Raw genomic sequence first — 15,242 nt, forward strand, 5'->3', positions numbered from 1 at the left:
GCACCACCCACACCGACACCGGCCTTTCGGCCAACACCGCCTACACCTACACCGTCCGCGCCCGCGACGCCGCAGGCAACCAGTCCGCCCACAGCGCCAGCGTCACCGCCACCACCACGGGCGGCGGCGGAGGCGACACCAGCCCGCCGTCGGTCCCCGGCAACCTCCGCTCCACCGGCGTCACCGCCGGCAGCGTCTCCCTCGCCTGGAACGCCTCCACCGACAACGTCGGCGTCACCGGCTACGAGATCTACCGCGGCGGCACCCTCCTCACCACCGTGACCGGCACCACCCACACCGACACCGGCCTTTCGGCCAACACCGCCTACACCTACACCGTCCGCGCCCGCGACGCCGCAGGCAACCAGTCCGCCCACAGCACCAGCGTCACCGCCACCACCACGGGCGGCGGCGGAGGCGGCGGCAACAAGGTCCTCGGCTACTTCGTCCAGTGGGGCGTCTACCAGCGCGCCTACCACGTCAAGAACATCGACACCAGCGGCTCGGCGGCCAAGCTGACCCACATCAACTACGCCTTCGGCAACGTCCAGAACGGCCAGTGCACAATCGGCGACAGCTACGCCGACTACGACCGCTTCTACCAGGCGGGTGAGAGCGTGGACGGCGTCGCCGACACGTGGGACGCGGGCGCGCTGCGCGGCAACTTCAACCAGCTGCGCAAGCTCAAGAAGAAGTACCCGAACCTCAAGGTGCTGTTCTCCTTCGGCGGCTGGACCTGGTCCGGCGGCTTCGGCCAGGCCGCGCAGAACCCGACGGCCTTCGCCGACTCCTGCTACCGCCTGGTGGAGGACCCACGCTGGGCGGACGTCTTCGACGGCATCGACATCGACTGGGAGTACCCGAACGCCTGCGGCCTCACCTGCGACACCAGCGGGCCCGCCGCGTTCAAGAACGTGATGTCGGCCCTGCGCAGCCGCTTCGGCTCCGGCAACCTGGTCACCGCGGCCATCACCGCCGACGGCAACAACGGCGGCAAGATCGACGCGGCCGACTACGGCGGCGCCGCGCAGTACGTCGACTGGTACAACGTCATGACGTACGACTTCTTCGGCGCCTGGGCGGCCCAGGGCCCGACCGCCCCGCACTCGCCGCTGACCGGCTACAGCGGCATCCCGACCCCGGGCTTCTACTCCGACAACGCCATCCAGAAGCTCAAGAGCAAGGGCGTCCCCGCGAGCAAACTCCTGCTCGGCATCGGCTTCTACGGCCGCGGCTGGACCGGCGTCACCCAGTCCGCGCCAGGCGGCACCGCCACGGGTGCCGCGCCAGGCACCTACGAGCAGGGCATCGAGGACTACAAGGTCCTCAAGACCCGCTGCCCCGCCACCGGCACCATCGCCGGTACGGCTTACGCCTACTGCGGCAACCAGTGGTGGAGCTACGACACGCCGAGCACGATCGGCGGCAAGATGAGCTACTCGAAGAACCAGGGCCTCGGCGGCGCGTTCTTCTGGGAGCTCAGCGGCGACACCACCAACGGTGAGCTGATCACCGCGATGAAGAGCGGCCTGGGATGACCTCCGGCTAGCCCGCCAGGGCCGGTCCCCCGCCTGGGGGACCGGCCCTTTCGGCTTCCGGGGACACGGCCGCCCGCCCTGCCGGTACAGCCCCCGATCGGCCCGTCCGGCTCCGGGCGTGGCCCACCGAGGGTGAGCCCGCGTGACCGATATCGCTAACCTTGGTGCCCCATTGGCGTACGAAGGGTGAAGACATGTCCACGACGACAGAGGCCGCCGGCGGGAAGTCGGTCAGGACCTGGTTGCTGGACGGCCTGAAGCCGGAGGACCGCCACTCATCAGGGATGCACGAGGAGCATCCCGACAAGCAGCACCCGTGGTGGAAGACGATGTGCCTCACCGGCGTCGACTACTTCTCCACGCTGGGCTACCAGCCGGGCATCGCGGCCCTGGCCGCCGGCGCGCTCTCCCCCATCGCGACGTCGCTGCTGGTGGCCCTCACCCTGTTCGGCGCGCTTCCCACCTATCGCGCGGTCGCCGAGGAGAGCCCGAGGGGCCTCGGCTCCATCGCCATGCTGGAGCGCCTGCTGCCCCACTGGTGGGGCAAGCTCCTGGTCCTGGTGCTGCTCGGCTTCGTGGCGACGGCGTTCGTCTTCACGATCACGCTGTCCGCCTCCGACGCCACGGCGCACATCGTGGAGAACCCCTTCGTTCCCGAGGCTCTGAGCGGCCAGCGGGTCCTCATCACGACCCTGCTGATCGCCGCACTGGGCGCGATCTTCCTGCGCGGCTTCAACGAGGCCATCGGGCTCGCCGTGGTCCTCGTCGCCGTCTACCTGACGCTCAACGTCGTGGTCGTGGGCATGGGCCTGCTCCAGGTGATCGAGCATCCCGCTCTGGTGGCCAACTGGCAGACGGCCCTGACGACGGGCCACGCGGGGCCGCTCGCGATGATCGGCGTCTCCCTCCTCGTCCTGCCCAAGCTCGCGCTCGGCCTGTCCGGGTTCGAGACGGGCGTCGCGGTGATGCCGCAGATCCAGGGCACCCTGGAGGAGCGCATCAAGGGGGCCAAGCGGCTGCTCACCACCGCCGCCCTGATCATGAGCGGGTTCCTGATCGCCAGCAGCTTCGCCACCGCGATCCTCATCCCGCACGCGGAGTTCGAGAAGGGCGGCAGGGCGAGCGGGCGCGCGCTGGCCTTCCTCGCCCACGAGTACCTCGGCGACTTGTTCGGCACCGTCTACGACATCAGCACCATCGCCATCCTGTGGTTCGCGGGCGCCTCCGCCATGACGGGCCTGCTCAACATCGTCCCCCGCTACCTGCCCAGGTACGGCATGGCCCCCGACTGGACCCGCGCCATCAGGCCGCTGGTCCTGGTGTTCGCCGCGATCTCCGTGCTGATCACCATCATGTTCGGCGCCGACGTCGAGTCCCAGGGCGGCGCGTACGCCACGGGCGTCCTCGCGCTGATCCTGTCCGCCGCCGTGGCCGTCACGATCTCCACCTACCGCAAGGGGCGGCGCCCTGCCGCCTACGGGTTCGCGACGATCTCCCTGGTCCTCGGCTACACGACGGTGGTCAACATCGTCGAGCGCCCCGACGGCCTGCAGATCGCCCTGTTCTTCGTCCTCGCCATCGTCATCACCTCGCTCATCTCCAGGGCCACCCGCTCGACCGAGCTGCGGGCCGGCCGCATCGAACTCGACCCCACGGCGCTGCGCCTGGTCGAGGCCGTCGACGGCCCGCTGCGGCTGATCGCCAACGAGCCCGACGAGCGGGACTCGCGGGAGTACGCGGACAAGGACAGGGAGGCCAGGGCGCATCACCACCTGCCCCCTGACGAGCCCATGCTGTTCCTCGAGGTGACCATCGGCGACGCGTCGGAGTTCTCGTCGGATCTGAAGGTGATCGGCGAGGAGCGCCACGGCTACAGCATCCTCAAGGTCAGCAGCTCCAACATCCCCAACACGATCGCGGCGATCCTGCTCCACCTGCGCGACGTCACGGGCAAGCAGCCGCACGTCTACTTCCACTGGGTGGAGGGCAATCCGGTCGCCGCGATGCTGCGCTACCTGCTGTTCGGCGGCGGCGACGTGCCGCCGCTGACGCGCGAGGTCCTGCGCCAGGCCGAACCCGAGCTCGCCAGACGACCCCAGGTGCACGTCGGCTAGCGAGGTCCCTCCCGCAACGAGAGGGACCTCGCCGCTATCCCTTGTCGAGGGCCAGGTTGAGCTGGAGCACGTTGACCGCAGGCTCGCCCATGAATCCGAGCGCCCTGCCGGTGGTGTGCTCCTTGATGAGCGCGTTCACCGTCGCCACGGCGATCCCGCGCTCCTTGGCGACTCGGGGCGCCTGGAGCTGGGCGTAGGCGAGCGAGATGTGCGGGTCGAGCCCCGAGCCGCTGGCCGTGACCGCGTCCGCGGGCACCGCAGGCGCTCCCGCCGTGCCCCGGACGGGCACGGTACGGCCGGCCGCGTAGTCCTCGCCCGGCTTGCCGCACTCGACCTTGACGCCCTCGAAGGTGGCGGCGAAGGGCCGCGCGGGGCAGGCCTGGTTGACGCTGACCGCCCTGGTCGGCGTTCCGACGGCGGGGAAGACCTTCAGCACCGCGCCCACGCCGTCGGGCGTGCAGTACGGCCTGGCGCCGCTGACGCCCTCCAGCTCGCCGATCGCCTCGGAGCGGGCGCAGACCTGGGTGAGCAGCGATTGCTTGCCCTCGGCGCCCGGCACCGGCAGGGTGTCGACGACGTCCTCGGGGCCGAGGTTGCCGGCGGCGGTCGACAGCATGTCGTAGCCGTCACCGGCCGCCGACGGCCGGCTCTGGAAGTACTTCCTGACGGGGTTGCCGTCCTTGTCGGTGAAGAGCTGGCCGACGATGGCGCTCCCCACGGTCTTGCCGTCGCGCTCGACTAGGGAGCCGTTGGCCTTGTCGTGGAAGACCGCCTGGGCGACACCGGTGACCGCGAGCGGGTAGATCCCGCCGAGGATCACGGTCAGGACGACGATCGCGCGGACGGCGGCGAGGTGCTGGCGAACCCAGCTGGGCAGGCGTTCCATTTACGACATCCCCGGAAGGAATTGGATGAGAAGGTCGAGCAGCTTGATGCCGATGAAGGGCGCGACGATGCCGCCCAGGCCGTAGACGTAGAGGTTGCGGCTGAGCAGCTTGGAGGCGCTGGAGGGCCGGTAGCGCACGCCGCGCAGGGCCAGCGGGATCAGCGCGATGATCACCAGCGCGTTGAAGACGACGGCGGACAGGATCGCCGACTGCGGGCTGGTCAGGCGCATGATGTTGAGCGCGTCCAGGCCCGGGTACACCGCGGCGAACATCGCGGGAATGATCGCGAAGTACTTGGCGATGTCGTTGGCGATCGAGAACGTGGTCAGCGCGCCACGCGTGATCAGCAACTGCTTGCCGATCTCCACGATCTCGATGAGCTTGGTCGGGTTGGAGTCGAGGTCCACCATGTTGCCCGCCTCCTTGGCGGCGCTGGTGCCGGTGTTCATGGCCACGCCGACGTCCGACTGCGCGAGCGCGGGGGCGTCGTTGGTGCCGTCGCCGGTCATGGCGACCAGGCGGCCGCCCTCCTGCTCCCTCTTGATCAGGGCGAGCTTGTCCTCCGGCGCGGCCTCGGCGAGGAAGTCGTCCACGCCCGCCTCGTCGGCGATCGCCCTGGCGGTCAGCGGATTGTCACCGGTGATCATGACGGTGCGGATGCCCATGCGACGCATCTCGTCGAACCGCTCGCGCATGCCCTGCTTGACGACGTCCTTGAGGTGGATGACGCCGAGCACGCGGCCCTTCTCGGCCACGACCAGCGGGGTGCCGCCCGAGCCCGAGATCCCGTCCACGATGTGGCCGACCTCGTCGGTCGGGTGGCCGCCGTGGTCGCGGACCCACTTCATGACGGCGGTGGCCGCGCCCTTGCGGACCTGCCTGCCGTCGAGGTCGACGCCCGACATGCGGGTCTGCGCGGTGAACGGTATCCAGTGGGCGTGGGCCAGCTCGCCCGGCTCCCGCTCCCGCAGGCCGTACGCCGTCTTGGCGTACACCACGATCGAGCGGCCCTCGGGCGTCTCGTCGGCCAGGCTGGACAGCTGTGCCGCCCGCGCCAGCTCCACCTCTGGCACCCCTGCGACCGGCACGAACTCCGAGGCCTGCCGGTTGCCCAGCGTGATGGTGCCGGTCTTGTCCAGCAGCAGCGTGCTCACGTCGCCCGCGGCCTCGACCGCGCGGCCCGACATGGCCAGCACGTTGCGCTGGACCAGCCGGTCCATGCCCGCGATGCCGATCGCCGACAGCAGCGCGCCGATCGTGGTCGGGATCAGGCAGACCAGCAGCGAGACCAGCACCACACCCGTCACGCCGTCACCGGTCAGCGCCGCCGAGTCGGGGACACCGGGGTTGACCGTCTTGGCGTAGATCGCGAAAGGCTGCATGGTGACAGTGGCGACCAGGAAGATGATCGTCAGCGCGGCCAGCAGGATGTTGAGCGCGATCTCGTTCGGCGTCTTCTGCCGGTTCGCGCCCTCGACCAGGGAGATCATCCGATCGATGAAGCTCTCTCCCGGCTTCTGCGTGATCCGTACGATGATCTTGTCGGACAGCACCTTGGTGCCACCGGTCACCGCCGACCTGTCACCGCCCGACTCCCGGATCACCGGCGCGGACTCACCCGTGATCGCCGACTCGTCGACGCTCGCGATGCCCTCGACGACGTCGCCGTCTCCGGGGATGGTCTCCCCCGCTTCGACGACCACGAAGTCGCCCAGCTTCAGCTCGGGCGCGCCGACGGTGTCCCACTCCGTGGAGGTGCGGCTCCTCAGGCGGCGGGCCGTGGTGTCGCGCTTGGCGGCGCGCAGCGTCGCCGCCTGCGCCTTGCCCCTGCCCTCGGCGACCGCCTCGGCCAGGTTGGCGAACACGACCGTCAGCCAGAGCCAGACCACGATCGCCCAGGCGAAGAACGACGGGTCGAGGACCGCCAGGACGGTGGTGAACACCGCGCCGATCTCCACGATCAGCATCACGGGGTTGCGCCAGAGCGTGACGGGGTTCAGCTTGACGATCGCGTCCGGCAGCGACCTGACGAGCTGTTTGGGATCGAGCAGGCCGCCACCGACCTTGTTCCTCTTGGGTGAGGGAGCGTTCTCCGGCGCCTCTGCCAGGTGGGTCGTCATGACAGGAGTCCTTCCGCGAGGGGGCCGAGCGCCAGAGCCGGGAGGAAGGTCAGCGCGACCACGATGATCGTCACGCCGACGACCATGCCGACGAACTGCGGCCTGTGGGTCGGCAGCGTGCCCGCCGACTCGGGCACCGGCGCCCGCTTGGCCAGCGAGCCGGCCAGCGCGAGCACGAAGATGATCGGCAGGAAGCGGCCGAGCGCCATGCACAGGCCGAGCGCCACGTCGTACCACGGGGTGTTCACGGTGACCCCGCCGAAGGCGGAGCCGTTGTTGTTCGAGGCGCTGGTGAAGGCGTAGAGGATCTCGGAGAAGCCGTGCGGCCCGGCGTTCAGCCTGGCCGCCAGGCCCGCCTCGTTGCCCATGGCCACAGCCGTGCCGACCAGCACCAGGATCGGGGTGACCAGGAAGTACAGCGAGGCCAGCTTGATCTCTCGGGCGCCGATCTTCTTGCCGAGGTACTCGGGCGTCCTGCCGACCATGAGGCCGGCGACGAACACGGTGATCACGGCCAGGACGAGCATGCCGTACAGGCCCGCGCCCACGCCGCCGGGAGCGACCTCGCCCAGCATCATGTTGAACAAGGTCATCATGCCGCCGAACGCGGTGTAGGAGTCGTGGGCGGAGTTCACGGCGCCCGTCGAGGTGAGCGTGGTCGAGGCGGCGAACGTCGCGGAGTTGGCGACGCCGAAGCGCACGTCCTTGCCCTCCATGGCGGCGCCGATCGCCTGCGGGACGGTGCCCCCCGCCCGCAGCTCGAACACGTTGGTGAGCGCGACGCTCGCGACGGCGATCGTGGCCATCACCGCGAGGATCGCGTAACCCTGGCGGACCTGGCCGACCATCCTGCCGAAGGTGCGGGTCAGGCCGAACGGGATGACCAGGATCAGGAAGATCTCGAACCAGTTGGTCCAGGAGGTGGCGTTCTCGAACGGGTGGGCCGAGTTGGTGTTGTAGAAGCCGCCGCCGTTGGTGCCCAGCTCCTTGATGACCTCCTGGCTGGCCACCGGGCCGCCGGTCATGTTCTGCGTGCCGCCGGCGAGCGTGGTGATCTCGTGTGGGCCTGCGAAGTTCTGCACCAGGCCGCCCGCCACGAGGATCAGCGCACCGACGAACGCGATGGGCAGCAGGATGCGCACGGTCCCGCGCACCAGGTCGACCCAGAAGTTGCCGATGGTGTCGGCCCCCCTGCGGGCGAAACCGCGCACCAGCGCGATCGCCACGGCCATGCCGACCGCGGCCGAGACGAAGTTCTGTACGGCGAGCGCCGCCATCTGCACCAGGTGGCCCATGGTGTTCTCGCCCGCGTAGGCCTGCCAGTTGGTGTTGGTGACGAAGCTGATCGCGGTGTTCCACGCGAGGTGGCCGGGCACCGGCGCGAAGCCGAGCGACAGCCACAGCTTGTCCTGCAGGCGCTGCATGCCGTACACGAACAGGATCGAGACGAGCGAGAAGGCCAGCAGGCTGCGGGCGTAGACGGCCCACCGCTGCTCGGCGTCGGCGCGGACGCCCAGCAGCCGATAGATGAAGCGCTCGACCACGGTGTCCTTGGCGCCGGTGTAGACCCGGTACATGTGGTCGCCGAGCGGCTTGTACGCCACGGCCAGCGCGATGGCCAAGGAGGCGATGAAGACCCAGCCCATCAGAAGCGCTCCGGGAAGAGCAGGGCCGCGATCATGAAGATCACCACGACGACGGCCACGATCAGGCCGGTGGCGTTGACGGCGCTCACAGGCGCTCCACCGCCTTGACGACAAGCCCGAAGATCACGAAGATCGCGATCGTCAGGGCGACGAAGATGACGTCAGCCATCCCCACTCCTCAGGTCCGAATATTGCTTTCCTGGTCAGCAAATCGGGGGATTTGAGGAGTTTTGCCGTTCTTGACGGGTTCCATACGGCAAGGCGCCGAGTATTGACACGATCCTTACGTCATGCGTGCCGTTGACGAGAGGCGGCGATGCCGTCGAGATCGCTCGCCCCGCTCAAAAACACAAGCCGGGACCCGGCCCCTTAAGGGACCAGATCCCGGCTCGTGTCGCGCGAATCGTCAGACGACGGGAACGATGTTCTCCGCCTGCGGGCCCTTCTGGCCCTGCGTGACGTCGAAGCTGACCTTCTGGCCCTCCTGGAGCTCGCGGTAGCCCTGGGTGGCGATGTTGGAGTAGTGGGCGAAGACGTCAGCGCCGCCGCCGTCCTGCGCGATGAAGCCGAAACCCTTTTCGGCGTTGAACCACTTCACGACGCCAGTTGCCATGTCGATCTCCCTCGATAGGCGCAGTAATGAAACCCGTACGTCACGGGCCCACGTCGCCGCAATGACCCATCCGGAAATGACCGGCTAAAACAAATGCGCCTGGGGGTTACATCCCGTCAGGCGCACACAACGTTCATGGGTACCAGAACTGCAACACCAATAAATTTAGCACGTACCCCGGCTGCTGCGACACGCGCTTGCGGGTCGTTTTTCTCCTCCGGCAGGATCCGCCCGGGCGCGTATAGCAGGCTCCACGCGAGAGGGGTCAATCCCCCTGGGGAGGCGTAAGCTGGGCTCACCTGGGACATTCCGTATGTCGGCAGCCGCGTCGGCGTCGCCTCAGGCACAGTCGGCGCTGTACGCCGGAGACGGGCGGCACGTCTGATGCCGAACCACGACTTGCACATCGTACGCACCCTGCCCCCGCCCGAGCCGACGCCGACAGCCCGGATCCATCTGGAACCGACCCTCACCCGCGACGGGAACCTCGACGGAGCATGGTGGCCTCGCTCGACGGAGCTGTGCGCCGAGCTCCCCGCCCTCGTCAGCGCGCTCGACGCCCTGCTCGGCCCCATCCTGCGGGTCAGGCTCGACCTGGCCGCCTGGGACGACGTTCCCGCCCACCTCATGATCGACGGCCGGTTCCTCCGGGTCAGCGGCTTCCCTGAGACCGCCGACACGATCAGGCTGATCCGTGGTGACCAGGACGGCTTCCAACTCCTGGTGATCCCACCGGACACCGCCTCGTCGATGGCCGCCGCCGCGATGCGGACCGCGGCGCGCACCGGCAACACCCTGTCCGCGACGGAGATCCTCTCTCATTGCCGCCCGTTCCACCCGGCACCGGCGCCCGACATCGCGATACGCCCCTACCGGTCCTCCGACCAGGCGGCCGTGCTGGCGCTGGTCGAGGCCGACCACCTGCCGGGCCAGCCCATCTGCTCGCCCGAGGTGCTCGACGAGGCCATCGAGGGAACGTGCCGCCGCGACCCCGCCCCCTGGGCGCAGTTCGACAGGCCGAGAACCGAGGTGATGGTGGACGCCGACAGCCAGGTGCTCGGCGCCGTGTCCTACGCGGTTCGCAGGGACACCGGCGAAGGACTGATCCTGTGGTTGCACGGCCGCGAGATCCTGGTCGTCGTCGAGGCGCTCGTCTCCCACGCCCTTGAGGAACTGAGCGGCAGGCGGACCGTCCACGCCTTCATGTCCGGCCTCGGTCTCGGCCCCTCGGCCCTTCCTTCCGGACGCCGGCCCGTGACACGCAAGGTGCTGGAGCACGCCGGGTTCTCCGGCCGGAACTCGTGGCGGTACCTGCGTCGTGTCACGCCAGAGGCCTGCCTTCCTGAGACGACCCACCCGCCCGTCGAGGTGGTCCGCAGCACGGCCCCGCTCGGCTGGTGGCTGAGGAGCCACGACGACGACCTCTCCGCCGAAGTCGTCGCCCAGACGCCGGTGGGAGACGTCGGCGTCCTTTGGTGGTTCGGCGCGGACGCCCTCCACACGGACGAGACGTTCGAGCGGGCGATGCTGTACGAGGCCATCACGCTCCTGCGCAGGCACGGCGCGTCGGAGACGGTCCTCTACGCCGACGACAAGCAGGCCGACGGGCACCCGACCTGGGCGGTGTTCGTCGATGCCGGTTTCGTGGAGATCGACCATCTCGTCTCGTACGCCAAGCGGGGCGCCACCACGATCACGGTCGGCGGTGAGGCCTACTGAGACGAGCGACTCGCGGCCGCCGCCCGCCGGACGTCCACCGTCCGAGCAGGTAGGCTGGCGCGACCGAGGACATCGTGCACGCCGGCGCACCGGCCCGGCGTCGCCGCGGCGATAGACAGAGCATCGGTCTCACTCGAGCACCGAGACGGGCTTGGCCAGCATGACATCGGCACTTCTCGCGCCCACCGCCACCGTCGTCCACCTGCGCGGCGTCATCGACATCTTCTCCAGCAACGCCCTGCGCCAGCGGCTGCTCCGGCTCCTGCCGACCAGCGAGGGCACCCTGATCTGCGACCTTTCGTGCGCCTCGTTCGACGACGTCTCCGGTCTCGGCGTGCTGGTCGGAGCACGACGCCGCGCCAGGTCCATGGGCATCCTGCTCGCCCTGGCCGCGCCGAACCCGTACACCGCCGAGCTCCTGCGAACCACGGGCCTGGGCCCCGGCTTCCTCATCTACGAGTAGGACGGGTCGCGCTCCAGGAGTGGTCAGGCCCAGCGGCCGTCGCCGGGTCCCGTCGGCAGCCGGTCGGCCCGCTCGATCCGGCCGGGCACGCTCAGGCCGCCGTCAGGAGCGCGCGGGCCACGTCGGCGGTGGCCGAGGAGGTCACGGTCGAGGTGTAGCCGTCGCGCAGCGAGGCGTCCAGGTCCTTGAGCCCGTTGCCGCTGAGCGTGATCACGACCCGCCGGCCGAGCTCCAGCCTGCCCTTGGCGTGCAGGTCGAGCAGGCCCGCGATCCCGGCCGCCGAGGCGGGCTCGGCGAAGACGCCGTCACGGCGGGCGACCTCCCGGTAAGCGTCGAAGATCTGCTCGTCGGTCACGGCGGCGATCAGCCCGCCGGACTCGTCGCGGGCGGCGACGGCGCCGTCCCACGTGGCGGGGTTGCCCACGCGGATCGCGCTCGCCTCGGTCTCCGGGGCCGCGACCGGCGCGCCGTGCACGAGCGGGGCCGCGCCGGCCGCCTGGAAGCCCCACATGCGCGGGAGCCGGCCGGCCAGGCCCGCGGCCTGGTAGGTCTGGTAGCCGCGCCAGGTGGCGGTGATGTTCCCACCGTTGCCCACGGGCTAGCACGATCCTGTTTCCGACCGAGGAACCTGCGCGGCACAGGACGGACGAGCGGGCGGGGTGACAAGACCTCCGGCCGCGAGGCGGTCGAGGCGCGCAGGCCGCGTCAGGCGAGTTCCGACGGCTCCCGCTGGGCCTCGGCGAGGACTTCGTGGATGACGTGGCGGGCGTTGGCGGCGATGCCGGGGTTGGTGCGGTGGTAGTACGGGAGCTGGATCAGGGCCATGGACAGGGCCCAGCCGCGGCCGCGTGCCCACATCGCGTCATCGGCGCCCACGGCGGCGCGGAAGACCGGGCGGGCTTGCGCGGGCAGCAGGTTCCAGGCGGGGAGCAGGTCGCAGGCCGGGTCGCCGACGCCCATGCATCCGAAGTCGAGGACGGCGCTCAGGCGGCCCTGATCGACCAGGAGGTTGCCCGGCATCAGGTCGGAATGGGACCAGGTGGGCGCCCTGACCAGTCCGGGGTCTTCAGGGCGGCGTCCCAGGCCCGGATGGCCGCCTCCGTGTCGATGAATCCGCGCAGCTCGTCGATCGCGGCCCGGGTCGAGGTGTCGAGTGCCGCCAGCGGGCCACCCCGGTAGGCGGGCGGGGCTCCCGCGGGGTCGATCCGCCGCAGCGCGGTGATGAAGGCCGCCAGGTCCTCGGCCAGCAGGTCGGGATGAGGCAGGGCGTTGACGACGGGATTCTCACCCTCCAGCCAGGGGCAGACGGTCCAGTGCCATGGGTAGCCCTCGGCGGGTTCTCCGGTCTCCAGGACCGCGGGGACGGCCACGGGCAGGAGCGGCGCGAGCCTGGGCAGCCACTGGCGTTCGGCCACCGCGTCCTTGACGCCTCCCTTCACGCGGGGGAGGCGGACGGACAGGTCGTCGCCTAGCCGGTAGACCGCGTTGACCGTGCCCGAGGAAGGGAAGGGCTCGATGGGCAGCTCGGCCCAGCGGGGGAACTGGCCGGCGAGCAGCCTGCGGACGAGGTCCGCGTCGATGTCCGGCTCATTCGCGTGCATCTTGCCAGAGGTCATGGACGCCTTCCGCGGGCCTGGGCGGCTGTTCGAAGGTCAATACGAGCGTCAGCCGACGGTCCGCGTCAACTCGTGCGCTCCAGGACGACCACCGGGATCTCCCTGCTCGTCCTGACCGCGTAGGTGTAATAGATCGGCCGCCACAGGTCAGGCTTCTGGCATGCGTATGGGGAGAGCGCGGACGGCAGGCGCGGCGGTGGATGGAGGGCGACCTCGCCTACTACCGCAAGGGACTCGACGACTTCATGGATCTGCACGCCGAGCCCTAGCGATCAGGCGAAGCGGCTGACGACCTTGTCGAAGACCGCGCGTTCCTCCGGCTTGGGCGCGTAGCAGACGATCTCGTCGAAGCCGATCGCCTCGTAACGGTCCACCATCCTCGCGAAGTCGTCGACCGAGGCCCACGGCGTGATCGAGCCGTACGCGAGCAGGATCCTGCGCACCTGCCCCGGCTGCCTGCCGCGCTCGCCGCAGAGCGCGTCGAGGGTCCTGCCACGCTCGACCGAGGCCTGGTAGAAGTCGTCCTCGGCGGCCGCTCCTGTGAACGTCACCCACGCGTCGGCGTGGTCGGCCACCACGGCGAGCCCCTTCGGCCCGTTGGCGGCGACGATGAGCGGGACGCGCGACTGGACGGGCGCAGGGGACAGCGCCGCGCCGGAGTAGGGGTAGTGCGGGCCTTCGTGGTCGCTCGTGTCGCCCGACAGCAGCCGGTCGACCGCGCCGACGAACTCACGCAGGCGCTCCGCCCGCTCCCTGGGGTTCCAGAACGGCACCCCGGCCATGGCGTGGTCGGCGGGCCACAGGCCGGAGCCGATGCCGAGCTCGAACCGCCCCGCCGACACGTGGTCGATGCTCACCGCCTGCTTGACCAGCACGGTCGGCCGCCGGTAGGCCATGTTGCCGATCAGCAGGCCGACCCTGATCCGCGTCGTGGTCGCCGCCCACGCGGCGATGATCGTGGGCCCGTCGTGCACGGGTGTGGCGGCGTTACGCGAATTGAGCAGGTTGTCGCCCGTCCACAACCCGTCGAACCCCGACTCCTCGGCGATCCGCGCCCATTGGCTCGCCTCCTCCCAGGTGCCAGGGTTGACCTTGAGGCCGAAACGCATGGGGGTCCCCTCTCGCCGAGATCTGCCGCGACCAGTGTCGCCCATGCCGAACGATCGCGACGAAGGAGCCCGTACGGCCGGCGGCCAAGGACCCCGCCGTCCGCCGCACTCACCTCGACCGCAGAAACCCGACGGCCCGCGTGGACCGCATGGACCGCGCGGGACGCACTGCGCGGGACGCAGAGGGCCGCGCGGGCTCGCGGCGGGGGTTGACCCGGGGTCCGCTCCATCTCCTAGGGTGTCTGGGCGACGCCCGGATCACCGGGCCCCCCGTCGAAGGATCGTGATCATGCGTTACCGCACCCTGGGTGGCACCGGTATGGAGGTGAGCGTCCACTGCCTCGGGACCATGATGTTCGGCGCTGTCGGCAACCCCGACCACGACGACTGCGTCCGCGTCATCCACGCCGCCCTCGACCAGGGCGTCAACTTCGTCGACACCGCGGACATGTACTCCGCGGGCGAGTCCGAGGTGATCGTGGGCAAGGCGCTCAAGGACCGCCGTGACGACGTGGTGCTCGCCACCAAGGTGCACTTCCCGATGGGCCAGGGCCCCAACAGGGGCGGCAACTCCAGGCGCTGGATCATCAAAGAGGTCGAGCAGAGCCTGAGGCGCCTCCAGACCGACTGGATCGACCTGTACCAGATCCACCGCCCCGACCACAGGACCGACATCGAGGAGACGCTGTCGGCGCTGACCGACCTCGTGCGTGACGGCAAGATCCGCGCGTTCGGCTGCTCGACGTTCCCCGCCGAGGAGATCGTCGAGGCGCATCACGTCTCCGACCGCCGCGCCCTGCACCGGTTCAGGACCGAGCAGCCGCCGTACTCGCTGCTCGCCCGCGGGGTCGAGTCGTCAGTGCTGCCCGTATGCCTGCGGTACGGCATGGGCGTGCTGACCTGGAGCCCGCTCGCCTCGGGATTCCTGTCGGGCGCGTACAGGAAGGGCAGGAGCGTCGACCTGTCCACCGGCCGGCCCGCGCTCACGCCCGCCCGCTTCGACCCCTCGCTCCCGCAGAACGCGGCCAAGTACGACGCCGTCGAGCAGCTGATCGAGGTGGCCTCCAGCATCGGCTGCTCGCTCGCCGAGCTCGCCGTGGCCTTCGTGGTCGCGCACCCCGCCGTCACCTCCGTGATCACCGGGCCACGGACCATGCGTCACCTGGACGAGCTGCTGAAGGGCGCTTCGCTCGTCCTCGACGACGAGACTCTCGACCGGATCGACGCCATCGTGCCGCCGGGGACCAACGTCTACCACCCCGACGGCGTGTGGCGTCCGCCGTCGCTGGCCGACGCCGCGCGCCGCCGCCGCCCACTCGCGGAGCGCGCCGCGGCCGAATGACCCGGCCCCGAACGGCAAGGCCTTCACCGGGATCAGCACACCGGCGAGAGCGATGAGGTAGGCGTCCGCCGCCCA

At 70.0% G+C, this 15,242-nt stretch carries 15 protein-coding genes; 5 read left to right on the forward strand and 10 right to left on the reverse strand.

Features of this window, described 5'->3' with window-relative positions:
• Positions 1-1,538: glycosyl hydrolase family 18 protein (locus AB0B45_RS30390; RefSeq protein WP_358137435.1), on the forward strand; the 1,538-nt coding region annotated here is incomplete at its 5' end.
• 194 nt (positions 1,539-1,732) lie between these two features.
• On the forward strand, positions 1,733-3,652 hold the full coding sequence (locus AB0B45_RS30395) for an amino acid transporter (RefSeq protein WP_358137438.1): 1,920 nt from the start codon (positions 1,733-1,735) through the stop codon (positions 3,650-3,652).
• A 34-nt stretch (positions 3,653-3,686) separates the two neighbouring features.
• On the opposite strand, the gene AB0B45_RS30400 is transcribed toward AB0B45_RS30395, so the two are convergent.
• From AB0B45_RS30400 to AB0B45_RS30420, 5 genes are all read right to left on the reverse strand, one after another.
• Complete coding sequence (locus AB0B45_RS30400; protein ID WP_358137441.1) at positions 3,687-4,538, reverse strand: potassium-transporting ATPase subunit C; 852 nt, start codon at positions 4,536-4,538, stop codon at positions 3,687-3,689.
• Entirely contained in the window at positions 4,539-6,659 is a 2,121-nt protein-coding gene (gene kdpB / locus AB0B45_RS30405; protein ID WP_358137444.1) for a potassium-transporting ATPase subunit KdpB, read from the reverse strand.
• Positions 6,656-8,305: a potassium-transporting ATPase subunit KdpA gene (gene kdpA, locus AB0B45_RS30410; protein ID WP_358137447.1), complete on the reverse strand. Its 1,650-nt coding sequence runs from the start codon at positions 8,303-8,305 to the stop codon at positions 6,656-6,658. The genes kdpB and kdpA overlap by 4 nt, the downstream gene beginning before the upstream one ends.
• Complete coding sequence (locus AB0B45_RS30415) at positions 8,305-8,394, reverse strand: potassium-transporting ATPase subunit F (RefSeq protein WP_358137450.1); 90 nt, start codon at positions 8,392-8,394, stop codon at positions 8,305-8,307. The genes kdpA and AB0B45_RS30415 overlap by 1 nt, the downstream gene beginning before the upstream one ends.
• Before the next feature lie 317 nt (positions 8,395-8,711).
• Complete coding sequence (locus AB0B45_RS30420) at positions 8,712-8,918, reverse strand: cold-shock protein (protein ID WP_358137453.1); 207 nt, start codon at positions 8,916-8,918, stop codon at positions 8,712-8,714.
• A gap of 399 nt (positions 8,919-9,317) precedes the next feature.
• Between AB0B45_RS30420 and AB0B45_RS30425 the strand changes: the two genes are divergently transcribed.
• Together AB0B45_RS30425 and AB0B45_RS30430 are read left to right on the forward strand one after the other, a co-directional pair.
• Positions 9,318-10,637, forward strand: coding sequence for a DUF5994 family protein (locus tag AB0B45_RS30425; protein ID WP_358137456.1), 1,320 nt, complete (start codon positions 9,318-9,320; stop codon positions 10,635-10,637).
• 160 nt (positions 10,638-10,797) lie between these two features.
• Positions 10,798-11,100 (forward strand): STAS domain-containing protein, encoded by a 303-nt coding sequence (locus AB0B45_RS30430; protein ID WP_358137458.1) that lies wholly within the window; start codon positions 10,798-10,800, stop codon positions 11,098-11,100.
• Positions 11,101-11,191: 91 nt separating this feature from the next.
• On the opposite strand, the gene AB0B45_RS30435 is transcribed toward AB0B45_RS30430, so the two are convergent.
• From AB0B45_RS30435 to AB0B45_RS30455, 5 genes are all read right to left on the reverse strand, one after another.
• Complete coding sequence (locus tag AB0B45_RS30435) at positions 11,192-11,695, reverse strand: pyridoxal-phosphate dependent enzyme (RefSeq protein ID WP_358137461.1); 504 nt, start codon at positions 11,693-11,695, stop codon at positions 11,192-11,194.
• A gap of 110 nt (positions 11,696-11,805) precedes the next feature.
• Positions 11,806-12,120 carry a phosphotransferase gene (locus AB0B45_RS30440; protein WP_358137462.1) on the reverse strand — a complete coding sequence of 105 codons (315 nt, stop codon included), beginning with the start codon at positions 12,118-12,120 and terminating at the stop codon, positions 11,806-11,808.
• Positions 12,120-12,716, reverse strand: coding sequence for a phosphotransferase (locus AB0B45_RS30445; protein WP_358137465.1), 597 nt, complete (start codon positions 12,714-12,716; stop codon positions 12,120-12,122). Before AB0B45_RS30445 ends, AB0B45_RS30440 begins: the two co-directional genes overlap by 1 nt.
• Before the next feature lie 65 nt (positions 12,717-12,781).
• On the reverse strand, positions 12,782-12,973 hold the full coding sequence (locus tag AB0B45_RS30450) for a hypothetical protein (protein WP_358137468.1): 192 nt from the start codon (positions 12,971-12,973) through the stop codon (positions 12,782-12,784).
• Positions 12,974-12,988: 15 nt separating this feature from the next.
• Complete coding sequence (locus AB0B45_RS30455; RefSeq protein WP_358137471.1) at positions 12,989-13,825, reverse strand: LLM class flavin-dependent oxidoreductase; 837 nt, start codon at positions 13,823-13,825, stop codon at positions 12,989-12,991.
• A gap of 289 nt (positions 13,826-14,114) precedes the next feature.
• Between AB0B45_RS30455 and AB0B45_RS30460 the strand changes: the two genes are divergently transcribed.
• A complete protein-coding gene (locus AB0B45_RS30460; protein ID WP_358137473.1) occupies positions 14,115-15,167 on the forward strand; it encodes an aldo/keto reductase in 1,053 nt (350 codons plus the stop codon).
• Positions 15,168-15,242 lie beyond the last annotated feature (75 nt).

This window comes from Nonomuraea sp. NPDC049152 (assembly GCF_040648355.1).
Classification (GTDB): Bacteria; Actinomycetota; Actinomycetes; order Streptosporangiales; family Streptosporangiaceae; genus Nonomuraea.